14 protein-coding genes are annotated in these 14,659 nt (G+C 63.0%); 8 read left to right on the top strand and 6 right to left on the bottom strand.

Annotated features, from left to right (window positions below; genetic code table 11):
• Positions 1–26: 26 nt before the first annotated feature.
• From ugpE to ugpB, 3 genes are all read right to left on the bottom strand, one after another.
• Entirely contained in the window at positions 27–878 is an 852-nt protein-coding gene (ugpE, locus tag AC0Z35_RS08720; protein WP_046806305.1) for a sn-glycerol-3-phosphate ABC transporter permease UgpE, read from the bottom strand.
• A gap of 21 nt (positions 879–899) precedes the next feature.
• Positions 900–1,781 carry a sn-glycerol-3-phosphate ABC transporter permease UgpA gene (gene ugpA, locus AC0Z35_RS08715; protein WP_046806304.1) on the bottom strand — a complete coding sequence of 294 codons (882 nt, stop codon included), beginning with the start codon at positions 1,779–1,781 and terminating at the stop codon, positions 900–902.
• A gap of 199 nt (positions 1,782–1,980) precedes the next feature.
• Positions 1,981–3,294 (bottom strand): sn-glycerol-3-phosphate ABC transporter substrate-binding protein UgpB, encoded by a 1,314-nt coding sequence (ugpB, locus tag AC0Z35_RS08710; RefSeq protein ID WP_046806303.1) that lies wholly within the window; start codon positions 3,292–3,294, stop codon positions 1,981–1,983.
• Between the two features lie 193 nt (positions 3,295–3,487).
• On the opposite strand from ugpB, the gene proC reads away from it, so the two are divergent.
• The 7 genes from proC (at position 3,488) to AC0Z35_RS08675 (ending at position 10,278) form a co-directional block, all read left to right on the top strand.
• A complete protein-coding gene (gene proC, locus AC0Z35_RS08705) occupies positions 3,488–4,321 on the top strand; it encodes a pyrroline-5-carboxylate reductase (RefSeq protein WP_485131784.1) in 834 nt (277 codons plus the stop codon).
• Positions 4,318–4,872 (top strand): queuosine precursor transporter, encoded by a 555-nt coding sequence (locus tag AC0Z35_RS08700; protein ID WP_046806301.1) that lies wholly within the window; start codon positions 4,318–4,320, stop codon positions 4,870–4,872. Before proC ends, AC0Z35_RS08700 begins: the two co-directional genes overlap by 4 nt.
• A 473-nt stretch (positions 4,873–5,345) precedes the next feature.
• Positions 5,346–6,461, top strand: coding sequence for a high-affinity branched-chain amino acid ABC transporter substrate-binding protein (locus tag AC0Z35_RS08695; protein WP_046806300.1), 1,116 nt, complete (start codon positions 5,346–5,348; stop codon positions 6,459–6,461).
• Positions 6,462–6,651: 190 nt separating this feature from the next.
• On the top strand, positions 6,652–7,578 hold the full coding sequence (gene livH, locus AC0Z35_RS08690; RefSeq protein WP_006222168.1) for a high-affinity branched-chain amino acid ABC transporter permease LivH: 927 nt from the start codon (positions 6,652–6,654) through the stop codon (positions 7,576–7,578).
• A complete protein-coding gene (locus tag AC0Z35_RS08685) occupies positions 7,578–8,813 on the top strand; it encodes a high-affinity branched-chain amino acid ABC transporter permease LivM (protein WP_485131783.1) in 1,236 nt (411 codons plus the stop codon). Before livH ends, AC0Z35_RS08685 begins: the two co-directional genes overlap by 1 nt.
• The gene (gene livG / locus AC0Z35_RS08680) at positions 8,810–9,577 is read left to right on the top strand and encodes a high-affinity branched-chain amino acid ABC transporter ATP-binding protein LivG (protein ID WP_046806298.1); all 768 of its coding nucleotides are present in this window, start codon (positions 8,810–8,812) and stop codon (positions 9,575–9,577) included. Before AC0Z35_RS08685 ends, livG begins: the two co-directional genes overlap by 4 nt.
• Positions 9,577–10,278 (top strand): ABC transporter ATP-binding protein, encoded by a 702-nt coding sequence (locus AC0Z35_RS08675; RefSeq protein ID WP_046806297.1) that lies wholly within the window; start codon positions 9,577–9,579, stop codon positions 10,276–10,278. Before livG ends, AC0Z35_RS08675 begins: the two co-directional genes overlap by 1 nt.
• Positions 10,279–10,355: 77 nt before the next feature.
• Here AC0Z35_RS08675 and cuyB read toward each other — a convergent pair whose 3' ends face one another.
• The 3 genes from cuyB to AC0Z35_RS08660 are packed head-to-tail and all read right to left on the bottom strand — an operon-like array spanning position 10,356 to position 13,569.
• Positions 10,356–11,099, bottom strand: coding sequence for a cysteate racemase (gene cuyB, locus AC0Z35_RS08670; protein ID WP_219992474.1), 744 nt, complete (start codon positions 11,097–11,099; stop codon positions 10,356–10,358).
• 1 nt (position 11,100) lies between these two features.
• The gene (locus AC0Z35_RS08665; protein WP_485131782.1) at positions 11,101–12,582 is read right to left on the bottom strand and encodes an N-acyl-D-amino-acid deacylase family protein; all 1,482 of its coding nucleotides are present in this window, start codon (positions 12,580–12,582) and stop codon (positions 11,101–11,103) included.
• Positions 12,583–12,588: 6 nt separating this feature from the next.
• Positions 12,589–13,569: a Bug family tripartite tricarboxylate transporter substrate binding protein gene (locus tag AC0Z35_RS08660; protein WP_046806294.1), complete on the bottom strand. Its 981-nt coding sequence runs from the start codon at positions 13,567–13,569 to the stop codon at positions 12,589–12,591.
• A 120-nt stretch (positions 13,570–13,689) separates the two neighbouring features.
• On the opposite strand from AC0Z35_RS08660, the gene AC0Z35_RS08655 reads away from it, so the two are divergent.
• Entirely contained in the window at positions 13,690–14,640 is a 951-nt protein-coding gene (locus AC0Z35_RS08655; protein ID WP_485131781.1) for a LysR family transcriptional regulator, read from the top strand.
• The last annotated feature ends 19 nt before the right edge of the window (positions 14,641–14,659 follow it).

The following is a 14,659-nucleotide window of genomic DNA, read 5'->3' as shown; positions in this document are numbered from 1 at the left end:
TTCGGGTAGGCGAGGGCGGGCAAGCGTCACTTTTCAGTGTCGACCAGACCCTTGACGAACCATTTCTGCATCAGGATGACGACGAGCGCCGGCGGAATCATGGCCAGCATGGCGGTGGCCATGGTGATGTTCCATTCGGTCACGCTGTCGCCGCCGCTGATCATCCGCTTGATGCCGATGACGACGGGGTACATGTCTTCCTGCGTGGTGATGAGCAGCGGCCACAAGTATTGGTTCCAGCCGTAGATGAACTGGATCACGAACAGGGCGGCGATGCTGGTCTTGGACAGCGGCAGCAGGACGTCGAAGAAGAACCGCACGGGGCCCGCGCCGTCGATGCGCGCGGCTTCGATGAGCTCGTCCGGCACCGTCAGGAAGAACTGGCGGAACAGGAAAGTGGCGGTGGCCGAGGCGATCAGCGGCAACGTCAGACCGGCGTAGCTATTGAGCAGCCCCAGGTCTGCCACCACTTTGTAGGTGGGCGCGATCCGGACTTCGACGGGCAGCATCAGCGTGACGAAGATCATCCAGAAAAAGAACATGCGGCCGGGGAAGCGGAAGTACACGACCGCGAAAGCCGACAGCAGCGAGATCGCGATCTTGCCGATGGAAATCGACAACGCCATGATCAGGCTGACGTACATCATGCGGCCGACGGGCGCGCCCGACGAACCGCCGGACGAGCCGCCGAACAGCGCCTGCATGTAGTTATCGACAAAGTGCGGGCCGGGAATCAGCGACATCGGCGCTTGCGCCACTTCCTGAGCAGTCTGCGTGGACGCGACGAAAGTGATGTAAAGCGGAAATGCCACCATCGCCACGCCGCAGAGCAGAATGAAGTGGGCCAGAATATCCAGCCAGGGACGGCGTTCAACCATTGTTATTAGCCTCGAACAAAATCAATACTGCACTTTGCGGTCGACGTAGCGGAACTGTACGACCGTCAAGGCAACCACAATGAACATCAAGATGACCGACTGGGCAGCGGACGAACCCAGGTCCAGGCCACGGAAACCGTCGCTGTACACCTTGTAGACCAGGATCGAGGTCGACGTGCCGGGACCGCCTTGCGTCGTGGTGTCCACAACGGCGAAGGTGTCGAAGAAGGCATAGATGATGTTGACCACCAGCAGGAAGAACGTGGTGGGCGACAGCAGCGGGAACACGATGCTCCAGAAGCGGCGCGCCGGGCTGGCGCCGTCGATCGCGGCGGCTTCAATGAGCGAGCGCGGAATCGATTGCAGGCCTGCCAGGAAGAACAGGAAGTTGTACGAGATCTGCTTCCAGACGGCGGCGACAAGCACGAGCATCATGGCCTGGTTACCGTCCAGGCGCGGGTTCCAGTCCACGCCGGACTTGCGCAGCGCGACAGCCAGAATGCCCACGGAAGGCGAAAACATGAACAGCCACAGCACGCCGACCACGGCGGGCGCCACGGCGTAAGGCCAGATCAGAAGGGTCTTGTAGAGCCCCGCGCCGCGGATCACGCGGTCGGCCATGACGGCCAGCAGCAAGGACACGCCCAGACCGACAACGGCCACCAGCACCGAGAACACGGCGGTGACACGGAAGGAATCAAGGTAGGCCTGTTGCGAGAACAGTTCCATGAAGTTGTCGAGGCCGACGAACTCGGACGACAAACCGAAGGCGTCTTCCAACCGCATGGACTGCCACATGGCTTGTCCGGCGGGCAGGAAAAAGAAGACCACGGTAATGATCAGCTGCGGCAGAAGCAGCAGATAGGGCAGGGTCTTATGCCCGAATACAACGCGTTTTTCCATAGGGGGTACCCAAGGTACAGAAAAGCGGCGGTTGGATTAACCGCCGCTTGAAACCGCTTTCATAAAAATACGATAGGCTTAAAGCCCTAAAAAAACCAGGGCTTTAAGCCTTGCGCTCGTATCCGGATTGGCCGTTAAGTCATTGTCACGCTTGAGAAATGCGCGAAGGCAATCGACTGACGGAATCCCGGAAAGGGCGCTACTTTACACTCTTCTCGAACTTTTCCAGCAACTCGTTGCCGCGCTTGACGATGTTCTCGGCGCCGTCCTTGGCCGCAACCTTGCCGGACACGATGCGTTCGATTTCAGCGTCTTCGATTTCGCGGATCTGCGGCAGGAAGCCCAGGCGCAAACCACGCGATTGCGCGGTGGTTTCGACGTTCAGCTGCTTGACGCCAACTTCGGTACCCGGGTTCTTTTCATAGAAGCCGTCTTTCTTGGTCAGTTCGTAGGCGGCCTTGGTGACCGGCACGTAGCCGGTCTGCTGGTGCCAGCGAGCCGCGATTTCCGGGCTGGCCAGGAACTTGAAGAACGCGGTCACGCCCTTGTAGGTTTCCGGCTTCTTGTTGGCGAAGACCCACAGCGAAGCGCCGCCGATGATGGTGTTCTGCGGGGCGCCTTGCACGTCGGCGTAGTAGGGCACGGTGGAAGTGCCGAATTCGAACTTGGCGTTCTTGGCGATGTTGGCGCGCAGGCCCGACGAACCGGTGATCATGGCGCACTTGCCGCTGATGAACAGCGAGTTCGGCTCGTCGCCGCGACCGCCATACATGAAGATGCCTTCCTTGCCCAGCTTGGCCAGGTTTTCCAGATGGCGCACGTGCAGCGGGGTGTTGATCGCGATGCGGGCGTCCAGGCCACCGAAACCGTTGTCCTTGGTGGCGTACGGCACGTTATGCCAGGCCGAGAACGTTTCCAGTTGAACCCACGACGGCCACGACGTGGTGTAGCCACATTCCTGGCCGGCGGCCTTGAGCTTCTGACCGGCGGCGGCCAGCTCTTCCCAGGTCTTGGGCGGCTTGTCGGCGTCCAGGCCGGCCTTCTTGAAGGCGTCCTTGTTGTAGTAGAAGACAACGGTCGAGCTGTTGAAGGGCATCGACACCAGCTTGCCGTCGGCCGACGAGTAGTAGCCGGCCACGGCGCCGATGAATTCCTTCGGATCGATCGGGTTGCCGACTTCTTCCGACATCTGTTGGACCGGCTTGATGGCGCCCTTGGCGTACATCATCGTGGCGGTGCCGACTTCGAACACTTGGAGGATGTCCGGCGCATTGCCGGCGCGGAACGCGGCGATGCCGGCATTCATGGATTCGCCGTAGTTGCCCTTGTAGATCGCCTTGACCTGGTAGTCAGGGTTCTTCTTGTTGAACTCGTCAACCAGACCGTTGACGCGGTCGCCCAGGGCGCCTTCCATCGAGTGCCAGAACTGGATCTCGGTGGCGGCATGCGCGGACGCGCCCGCGAACGCAGCCATGACGGCGGCGAAGGTTAAAGCAATACGGTGTGATCGCATGGTGAAGTTCCTCCTGATGGGCGTGTTGTGACCGGGTAGTCCGGACACGGAAAACACGACACCTTATGAATTGTTTGTGACAAAACCGTGACTTTCACATCACTCCAAACGCCTGTCAAATTGCGCGTTTCAGGCGCGAACGAACATTTTCTTTTTTTTCCCCAACGTAGTTGACCGATTACAATGCTGCGCTATGAAAAACGAACTTTCGATTGCGTTCATTGGCGGCGGCAATATGGCGGCCGCTTTGGCCTCCGGTCTTGCCGGCAAAGTATGCCCCGCCGGGAACATCCATGTCATTGACATTAATAAGGATAGCCACGCGGCGTGGCAGGCGCGCGGCATGACCACTGCGGTGGCTCCCGACGAAGCCCTGGCGCGGTGCCGCGTTTGGGTGTTCGCGGTCAAGCCACAGAACATGAAAGATGTTGTGGCTTCCACACGTCAGTGGCTTCGGGACGACACCTTGGTGGTAAGCGTTGCCGCCGGCATTCGCGCCGACACCCTGGCCGGCTGGCTCGGCACCCCCAACGCGCCGTTCAAGCGGCTGGTGCGCTGCATGCCCAATACGCCCGCGCTGGTGGGCGCCGGCATGACTGGCCTGGCCGCGCTGGACGGCGTGGGTGAGGCCGACCGCGAACTGGCTGCGCAGTTGCTGTCCAGCGTGGGGCAGGTGGTGTGGGTGGCCGACGACGCCGCGCTGGACGGCGTGACCGCGTTGTCGGGCAGCGGGCCGGCCTATGTGTTCTTGTTCCTGGAAGCGCTGGTGTCCGGCGGGTTGAAGGTCGGTCTGACCGAAGCCCAAGCCAAGCAGTTGGCCTTGGGCACGCTGGCCGGCGCTACCAAGCTCGCGGCGGAATCTGACGAACCCTTGTCCGTGCTGCGCGAGCGCGTCACGTCCAAGGGCGGTACCACGGCGGCGGCGCTGGCGGCATTCGGCGCGGCCGGGTTCACCGGCATCGTTGAAGACGCCATGGCCGCCGCGGCCCGCCGGTCGGGCGAGCTGGCAGAGGAATTTGGGAAATGATCAAGGCAAGCCGGGGCTTTCCCGCCATGAGCCGCACGCAATTCGGCATCGCCGTGTTGTGCATGCTGCTGGTGGTGGTGGGCTCCAACATTCTGGTGCAGGTGCCGCTTAACGATTGGTTGACGTGGGGCGGGCTGTCGTACCCCATCGCCTTCCTGGTGACCGACGTGCTGAACCGCCGTTTTGGCCCGGGCGCCGCGCGGCGCGTGGTCTGGTTCGGCTTTGCGGCCGCATTGGTGGTGTCGTTCTGGGTGGCCTCGCCGCGCATTGCGCTGGCGTCCGGCCTGGCTTACATCTGCGCGCAGCTGGTTGACATCCAGGTGTTTGACCGCCTGCGCGACCAACGCTGGTGGCGTGCGCCGCTGGTGTCGGGCGTGTTGGGCGCCATTCTGGATACGGTGGTGTTCTTCAGCGTGGCGTTCGCGGCTACGGGTGCGCCCTGGACAACCTGGCTGATGGGCGATCTGGCCATCAAGCTCGTGGTCAATATCAGCATGTTGGCGCCGTTCCGTGCACTGATGTGGAACCTGGCCAGGCCCGCCAACGCCTGAAGGTAACGGCCCGGATCGCAACGTCGGTTCGCCGTGCCAAAAAAAGCGCGTATGGACAGCGGTTTCTCCGCTTGCCATACGCGCTTTTTTATTAATCGGATAATCATTATTCGTAAGTCCGGCGTAAGCAGTGTATTTAAATGCGAGGCCGCCCGTAATTCGAACGCTGTATTAATGATTATTCATATATCCGCAGGTGGCAGCGGTGGCGCGAAGCAGCCCCCATCCCGCCTGTAAATTCCGCGATTTCCCCAGCGATTTCATGGGCTTGCAAACCTGATCCGTCACGATTAAACGTTTGGCGCTAAATATTGGGGATTACACGCAGTGACAGTATGGCGGCTTGCTTCCAGAATACCGCCCACACCGTGTTTTTGCCCAAGAAGCCGGCGACGCGCGATACGGACTGCGGGGTATCCACCCGACTAACCGTTTCGATCAGAGCCGCTCAAAACCTCGCTGGAGAACTCCGCATGAAGTTTCTGAATCGCCTTACCCCGGTTGCCATGGCGCTTGGGGCACTTGCCTTGGCTGGCGCCGCGCACGCCGCCGACACGATCAAGATTGGCATTCCCCAGCCTATGACCGGCCCCAACACCCAATACGGTGACCAGATCCAGGCCGGCGCCCTGACCGCCATTGAAACCATCAACGCCAAGGGCGGGGTCAAGGGCAAGAAGCTTGAACCCATCCTGATCGACGACGGTTGCGAACCCAAGCAGGCCGTTCCGGCCGCCAACCGCGTGGTCAACTCCGGCGCCAAGTTCGCCGTGGCCCACGCTTGCTCGGGCGTGACCGTGGCCGCCGTGAAGGTCTACGAGGAAGAGGGCATTGTCGGCATCACCCCGGGCGCCACGTCGCCGCTGGTTACCGACACCATCAAGCCGCATTTCTTCTTCCGCACGATCGGCCGCGACGACCAGCAAGGCCCGTACGCCGCCGCGTACATCGCCAAGACGCTGAAGCCGCAGAAGGTTGCCGTGCTGCACGACAAGCAGACGTACGGCTCGGGCGTGGCCACGCAAGTGAAGGACGCGCTGGCCAAGCAGAACGTCAACGTGGCGATGTTCGAAGGCATCAACGTTGGCGACAGCGATTACTCGGCCATCATCACCAAACTGAAGTCGGCGGGGGTGGACCTGGTTTACTTCGGCGGCTACCACCCCGAACTGGGCCTGCTGCTGCGCCAATCGCGGGAACAGGGCCTGAAGGTTCAGTTCATGGGTCCGGAAGGCACCGCCAACCAGGATCTGGTGGCGATTGCCGGCCCGGCCATCGAGGGCCTCTTGGTCACGCTGCCGGCTGACTTCACCAAGCTGCCCGGCAACGAAAGCATCGTCAAGGCCTTCAAGGACGCCAAGCGCGATCCGGACGGCGCCTTCCAGATGCCCGCGTACGCAGCCGTGCAGATCCTGGCCGACAGCATCAACGCCGTGGGCGAAGATCCCGCCAAGGTCGCGGACTACATGCACAAGACCACGTTCAACACCGGCATCGGCAAGGTCGAATACGACGCCAAGGGCGATTTGAAGAACTTCGAATTCGCCGTCTACAAGTGGGACAAGGACGGAAAGAAGACCCAGCTGTAAACTCGCGATCCCGCCGGCACGGTGCCGGCGTGTAGGGCCTGTCGTCTTCGTTGTGCCGTAATCCGCGTAGCGATGCGCCAAAAGCGCTGTGCGGCCGGCAAGCGGTGACCACAGGCCCTTATGAAATACGCCCAGGTTTCCGGCTCCGGGTCTTCTCACCGGGGCCGGAACCATTTGGAGCAAGAGAATAATGTCTGACCTCATACCCCAACTTACCCAGCAATTCTTCAACGGATTGTCTCTGGGCGCGATCTACGCGTTGATCGCCATCGGCTACACAATGGTCTACGGCATCATCGGTATGATCAACTTCGCCCACGGCGAAATCTATATGATCGGCGCCTATGTCGGCCTGGTCACCTTGACGTCCATCGGCACCAATAGCGGGCTGCCGGTGCCGTTCATCATTGCCGCCATGCTGCTTGTGGCCATTACCGTGACCGGCATCTACGGCTTCTCGGTCGAACGCGTGGCGTACCGCCCCGTACGAGGCAGCCCCCGCCTGGTGGCGCTGATCTCGGCAATCGGGATGTCGATCTTCCTGCAGAACTGGGTGGCCCTGGGCCAAGGCGCGCGCGACATGGCTGTGCCCTCGCTGGTATCCGGCGCCGTGCAGTTCCACATGGGATCCGACTTCGACGTGACGGTGCCGTATTCGCGCATCATGATCATCGTCGTGACGGTGGTGCTGATGGTCGGCCTGACGCTGTTCATCAAGTATTCGCGCATGGGCCGCGCGTCGCGCGCCTGCTCGCAAGACATGCACATGGCCAACCTGCTGGGCATCGACACCAACCGCGTGATCTCGTTCACGTTCGTGATGGGCGCGATCCTGGCGGCGGTGGGCGGTGTGCTGATCGCCATCACCATCGGCAAGCTCAACCCGTTCATCGGCTTTCTGGCCGGCATCAAGGCCTTTACGGCGGCGGTGCTGGGCGGCATCGGCAGCATCCCCGGCGCGATGCTGGGCGGCGTGCTGCTGGGCCTGGCCGAGACCTTCGCGGCTGCCTATATCTCGTCACAGTACAAGGACATCGTGGCGTTCTCGCTGCTGGTCCTGATTCTGCTGTTCCGTCCCACCGGGCTGCTGGGCAAACCTGAGGTGGAAAAAGTCTGATGTCCAAAAACAATATTAAAAACGCCACGATGGCGGCCGTGCTGACGGCGGTTATCGTTACGCCGGTGTTTGGCCTGCAACTGATTCGTCAGGGCGCGCGCACATCGATGGAATCGAACTGGGGGCTGGTGGCGCTTGCCGCCGCCGTGGTGTTCGCCTTCCAGTTGCTGCGGCCCTGGATCGCCGTGCCGTTCCGCAAGCTGAAGACGTCGCTGCCGACCTTGCCGGCGGCGCCCGCCAAGACCCACAAGGGGCTGATGCTGTTGCTGCTCGCGATAGCGGTGGTGTGGCCATTCTTTTCGGGCCGCAGTTCGGTTGACATTGCCACGCTGGTGCTGATCTACGTGATGCTGGGCCTGGGCCTGAACATCGTGGTGGGTTTTGCCGGCTTGCTGGACTTGGGCTTTGTTGGCTTCTATGCGGTGGGCGCGTACACGTACGCGCTGCTGTATCACTGGGGCGGCTGGAGCTTCTGGGAAGCGCTGCCGTTTTCGGGCGCGATGGCGGCCTTGTTCGGTTTCGTGCTGGGCTTTCCGGTGCTGCGGCTGCGCGGCGACTACCTGGCTATCGTGACCTTGGGCTTTGGCGAAATGATACGCCTGCTGCTCATCAACCTGAACACGCTGACGGGTGGCCCGGACGGCATTTCCGGTATTCCGAAGCCCACGGTGTTTGGCCTGGAAATGACGCGCCGCGCCAGCACGGAAGGCGGCACGACGTTCCATGACTTCTTCGGGCTGACGTTCAACAACCAGCACATGGTGATCTACCTGTACCTGATGGCCTTGCTGTTGGCGCTGATTACGCTTGCCGTGTCTACGCGCCTGATCCGCATGCCGGTCGGCCGGGCCTGGGAAGCGTTGCGCGAAGATGAAATCGCATGCCGCTCGCTGGGGCTGAACCCCACGCGCATCAAGCTGTCGGCGTTCACGCTGGGCGCCACGTTCGCCGGTTTTGGCGGCGCGTTCTTCGCGGCGCGCCAAGGCATGGTGAACCCGGAATCCTTCACTTTCATCGAATCCGCGTTGATCCTGGCCATTGTGGTGCTGGGCGGCATGGGCTCGCAGGTGGGTGTGATTCTGGCGGCCATCCTGCTGACCGTGCTGCCCGAGCTGGCGCGCGAGTTCGCCGAGTACCGGATGCTGATGTTCGGCTTGGTGATGGTGTTGATGATGATGTGGCGTCCGCAGGGGTTGTTGCCCATGAAGCGTCCCCATGTGGAGCTGTCTAAATGAGCGAGGCATTGCTGAAAGTATCCGGGCTCACCATGCGGTTCGGCGGCCTGTTGGCCGTGGATAGCGTGGGGTTCGAAGTCCAATCCGACGAGGTCTTCGCCATCATCGGCCCCAACGGGGCCGGCAAGACCACCGTGTTCAACTGCGTGGGCGGCTTCTATGCGCCCACGGCCGGCGACATCATCATGGACGGCAAGCCAATCACCGGTTTGCCCAGCCACAAGGTGGCGCGCCATGGCCTGGTGCGCACGTTCCAGAACGTGCGCCTGTTCAAGCAGCTGACCGTGCTGGAAAACCTGCTGGTGGCGCAGCACACGCAGGTGGAATCGCGGCTGCTGCCGGGCTTGTTGAAGCTCAAGGGCTATCGACAGTCGGAAGCCGAAGCGCTGTCGCGCGCGGCGCAGTGGCTGGATTTCATGGGTTTGCGCGAATTCGCCAACCGCGAAGCGGGCAACCTGGCCTATGGCCACCAGCGCCGTCTGGAAATCGCGCGCTGCATGATCACCAAGCCACGTCTGTTGATGCTGGATGAACCGGCAGCCGGCCTGAACCCACAGGAAAAGCGCGATCTGCAATCGCTGATCGACCAGCTGCGCCGCGAGTTCGGCGTGGCGGTGCTGCTGATCGAGCACGACATGAGCCTGATCATGGGCATTTCCGACCGTATCCTGGTCATGGAACACGGTAAGCCGATCACCACCGGCACCCCCGAGCAGGTGCGCAACGACGAGCGCGTCATCAAAGCGTACCTGGGGGAGGAATGATGCTTAAGCTGGAAAACATACACACCTTTTACGGGGCCATCCAGGCGTTGAACGGCGTGTCGGTAGAGGTCAACAAGGGCGAAATCGTCACCTTGATCGGCGCTAACGGCGCCGGCAAGACGACGCTGTTGATGACGGTCTGCGGCAACCCGCGCGCGCGTGAAGGCAAGATCACGTTCGAAGGCGAGGACATCACCCACAAGGACACGCACCACATCATGCGCAATGGCATCGCCATTTCGCCTGAAGGCCGGCGCGTGTTCAAGGACCTGACCGTTGCTGAAAACCTGATGATGGGCGGCTTTTTTTCCAAGCGCGCTGAAATCGAAGAGGGCATCGATCACGTCTACGGCCTGTTCCCGCGTTTGAAAGAGCGTTCGGCCCAGCGCGCCGGGCTGATGTCGGGCGGCGAGCAGCAGATGCTGGCGATCGGCCGCGCCTTGATGACGCGCCCGCGCCTGCTGCTGCTGGACGAGCCCACGCTGGGGCTCGCGCCGCTGGTGATTGCGCAGATTTTCGACATTATCCGCGAAATCCGCGAGCAAGGCGTGACGGTATTCCTGGTGGAGCAGAACGCGAACAAGGCGCTGGGCGTGGCCGATCGCGGTTATGTGCTTGAAAACGGCCGCGTCGTGTTGCAAGACACGGGCGCCAATTTGCTGGTCAACGATCAAGTCCGCAAGGCGTACCTGGGCGGATAAGAACCGCGTTGACACATTCCCCGCGAAGGGAAATTCGGGCGCATCGAAAGATGCGCTTTTTTTTCCGCCCGTTTCGGTCAGGCCGCGATCAGCTGCTTGGCCAGATCCGCTTCGTAGTGCGCGATGGCGGCGCGCGCCAAGGCGTCGATGGAGTCCGTCAGCGTCACGCCCAGACTGGCGCGCAGCGCGTGCGGCACGGCCAGCGGCAGTTCAGTGCACCCCAGCACCACGGCGTCGGCGCCGCGCGCTTTCAGGCGGGCAATGCATTCCGCGGCGGGCGCGAACGCGTCTTCCAGGCGGTTGCCTTTGACGGCGCGAATCGAACCCATGCAATAGCGTTCGACCTCGTCGTCATCCGGCACGATGCACTCGTAGCCTTGCGCCAGCAAGTGCTTCTGGTACAGGCCCAGCTTCAACGTAGCAGCCGTGCCCATCAGCCCGATACGCCCGCCGGGCAAGCCCAGGCGGCGCAGGTCGTCGATGACGGCCTGGATGATGTGCAGCACCGGTACGCCGGTAGCGGCCGCGATGTCGTGGTACCAGAGATGCGCCGTGTTGCAGGGGATGGCGATCAGTTGGGCGCCCGCCTGTTCCAGAAAGCGCACGCCTTCGACCATATGGGGCAGGGGGCTTTCGCCGCCGGCCATGTAGGCGCTGGACCGGTCGGGAATGCGGGGATCGTTGCGCAGCAGCGTGGGGATGTGCTGCTGGTCAATCGCGGCGGGCGTCAGCGCCGCCAGGCGTAGGGCAAAGGCCGCGCCGGCCATGGGACCCATACCGCCCAATACACCCAGGTAGCATCCCTGGGAAAACGTCTTCACTTTATACACTCCGGGCTAAGGCATCACCGGGCGTCAAAACCTGGCCCGGGCGTTGCGTGGTGGTCCGTTCCCCATCCCACACCTGGCGGCCATTGACCCACACCGCGTGGATGCCCTGGCTTGCCTGAATGGGAGCTGAAAAAGTGGCCACATCCGTTACCGTGGCAGGATCGAACAGCACCAGGTCAGCATGATACCCCTGGCGCAGCAGACCGCGTTCGGCGATGCCATATTGGTCAGCCGCCAGGCCGGTCATCTTGTGGATGGCGGCTTCCAGCGACAGTAGCTGTTGTTCGCGCACCATCGTGCGCAGCACATTGGTGAAGGTGCCCCATTGGCGGGGGTGCGGGTGCGGATCGAACGGCAGGCCGTCCGAACCGACCATCGTCAGCGGATGCGCAAAAATGCGGTTGACGTCGGCGGGGTCCATCAAAAAGTAGATGGCGCCAGCGGGAGCCAGGCGCGCCACGGCGGCCTCATCGTCCAGGCCCAGCTCTTGCATGACGTCGCTGAAGTCGCGGCCCGTGGCGTCGGGGTAGCCTTTGGACCACGTGATCATCGTGCGGCTGGCCAGCCGCGCGCGGTCCAGGCGCAGCATCGTGGACGTGGCGGGGTAGGGATGGCAGTCCAGGCAAACGGGCTGATTGGCGGCGGCGCGGTTGATCAGGTCCAGCGTTTCGCGCGTGCGGCCATGGTTGCGTTCGCCGGCCAGCTTGTGGTGCGAGAAGACCACGCGGCAGTCCAGTTCACGGCCGATCAGCAGCGCCTCTTGCATGGCGGGCACGATATGGTCGGCCTCGTCGCGCAGGTGGGTGGCGTACAGGCCGCGCCGGCCCGCGTTATGCGCGGGAAGCAAAGGCCGGCACACGTCGATGATTTCGTCGGTGGGCGCGGCGCTGGCGGGCGGATAGAACGTTCCCGTCGACACGCCGAAGGCGCCCGCGTCCAGCGCTTCTTGCAGCAGCGCCCGCATGGCGGCGCGCTCAGCGTCGTCGGCGGGGCGCGAGGTGTCGTCCATGACGGCCACGCGCAAGGTGGTGTGGCCCACCAGCGCAATGACGTTCACGGCGGCGGGCGTGTCGCGCAAGGCGTCCATCCACGCGCGAAACGTACCAAAGCGGAACAGCTCGGGCGGCCCCAGCAGGTCCAGCGGTTGGGGAATGCTGTCGCATTCCAACGGCGCCAGGCTGATGCCGCAGTTGCCGGTCACCACCGTGGTGATGCCCTGCGACACCTTGGGCAGCATGTCGGGGTGCGCCAGCAGGTAGCCGTCATCGTGGGTGTGGGAATCGATGAAGCCGGGCGCCAGCACCTGGCCCCGGCCATCGATGACCGGCACCCCCGCAGGGTGGGCAAAACTGCCCACGGCCACGATGCGTTTGCCCAGCACGGCCACGTCGCCCTGGCGGGCGGGCGCGCCCGAACCGTCGATAAGCGTGGCGCCGGCCACGATGAAGTCTGCCTGCAAGGTGTGCTGCGTCATGAAGGCTTAGTCCAGTTTCTCGATGCCGGCAGTGTCGATGATCTTCTGCCACTTGGCGGTTTCACGGTCGATCAACTGCTTGAACTCTTCCGGCGAGCCCGTGGCCGGTTCGGCGCCCAGCGTGGCCAGGCCGGTGCGAACGTCGGGTGCGGCCAGGGCTTTCTGGATGGCGGCGTTCAGCTTGGTAACGACGTCGGCCGGCGTACCCTTGGGCGCGACCACGCCGCCCCAGGCCACCGTTTCATAGCCCTTCAGGCCGGATTCGTCCAGCGTGGGCACATCAGGCATCAGCGCCAGGCGCTTCAGGCTGCTGACGCCGATGGCTCGCACCTTGCCGCTCTTGACCAGCGGTGCGGCTTCGGACGTGTTGACGAACAGGTAGTCCAGGCGACCGCCCAGCAAGTCCTGAATGGCGGCGGGGCCGCCGTTGTAGGGGATGAACATGACGTCCAGCTTGGCCATGCTCTTGAACAGTTCGCCGCCCATGTGGCCGGTGGTGCCCACGCCCGACGCGCCATACGACAAGCGGCCCGGTTCCTTGCGGGCGCGGTCGATCAGGTCTTGCACGCTTTTGACGGGCGATTCGGCCGGCACGATCAGCGCGTTGTACAGGTCGAACATATGCGCGACCGGCGTCAGGTCCTGGTCGACGTCGTAGGGCAGGCGCTTGAACAGCGAGCGGTTAACCGCCAGCGTGTTGATGTTGCCGTAGCCCACCGTGTAGCCGTCCGGGGCGGCGCGCTTGACCAGCGCAATGCCGATGTTGCCGGCCGCGCCGGGACGGTTTTCGATCACCATCGTGGCGCCGGTGTCCTTGGCGATCTGGGTGGTGATCAGGCGCGACAGCACATCGGGCGAACCGCCGGCGGCGGACGGCACGACGAATGTGATGGGCTTGTCGGGATAGCCGTTGGCGGCCGATGCGGTGGCCACCAGTGTGGCGCTGACGGCCAGCGCGGACAGGCTGCGGATAAATTGACGATGCATGGTGGTATTCCCCTTGTTTTGTTGTGGTGACGGGCGCAGATTACACCCGCGTTGCGGCGCTGCATCATCGAAAAATGTGGCAATCCTATAATCCGCCGTTATCGATAAGGGGAAGAAAAAATGGATGCGGACGGCTATGCGGACGAGGTCGGACCCAGCGCGGGACGGCCGTTGAACCTGCGTCAGATCGAGGTCTTCCGGGCGATCATGATGGCCGGCTCGATCAGCGGCGCGGGCCGCATGCTGCATGTGTCGCAGCCGGCCGTCAGCCGGGTGCTGGCGCTGACGGAAAGCCGGCTGGGCTATCGCTTGTTTGAACGCGTCAAAAGCCGCCTGTCGCCCACGGCTGAAGCGCGCCGGCTGTATGCGGAAGTAGAGCAGGTGTATGGCGGCATCCAGCGCGTGAACGACCTTGCCGCCAGCCTGGGCCAATCCGGCGCGGGCATGTTGAAGATCGTGGCCAGCGCCAGCTTTGGGCAGCGGCTGATTCCGATGGCGCTGGAGCGCTTTCGCGGCCGGAATGCGGACGCCCGGGTGGACTACCGCAGCGTGACGTTCGACGAACTGGCGGCGTACTTTTTATCGGGCCAGGCGGACATCGGCATTTCCATGCAGCCGCCCGATCATCCCAATTTGACGTCGGTCCGGCTGGCGCGTGTTCCCGTGGTGTGCGTGATGCCCGCTGCGCATCCGCTGGCCAGCCACAAGGTGGTGCATCCCGAGGATTTTTCATCCGCCGCGTGGATCGGCTATCCGCGCGACACGCCGCTGGGCCGAGCGCTGGTCACTTTTTTTGGCGCAGGGCCACGCCATGCCGCCGCCATAGAAGTGCATTCGCCGGTGACGGCGTGTTCGTTCGTACAGCAGGGGTTGGGGCCGGCGCTGGTGGACGCGTGGTGCGTATCGCCGGAGCAGTCCGCGCACATGGTGCTGCGGCCGATCGCACCCGAGGCCAGCGTTGAAATCTGGGCCACGCATTCGAACCTGAGCGCGCCGCCGCTGCTGGCGCGCAGGTTTTTGGCGGCGGTGAAAAAGACGCTGGAGCTGGAAGGCGCCGCCGACACGGCGTGACTGCGTCCGTTGTCGGCGG

The organism is Achromobacter sp. 1L-A-4-B-C2, assembly GCF_057291955.1.
Note: the sequence above shows the minus strand (reverse complement) of the source record. Positions and strands in the feature narration are given on the sequence as shown.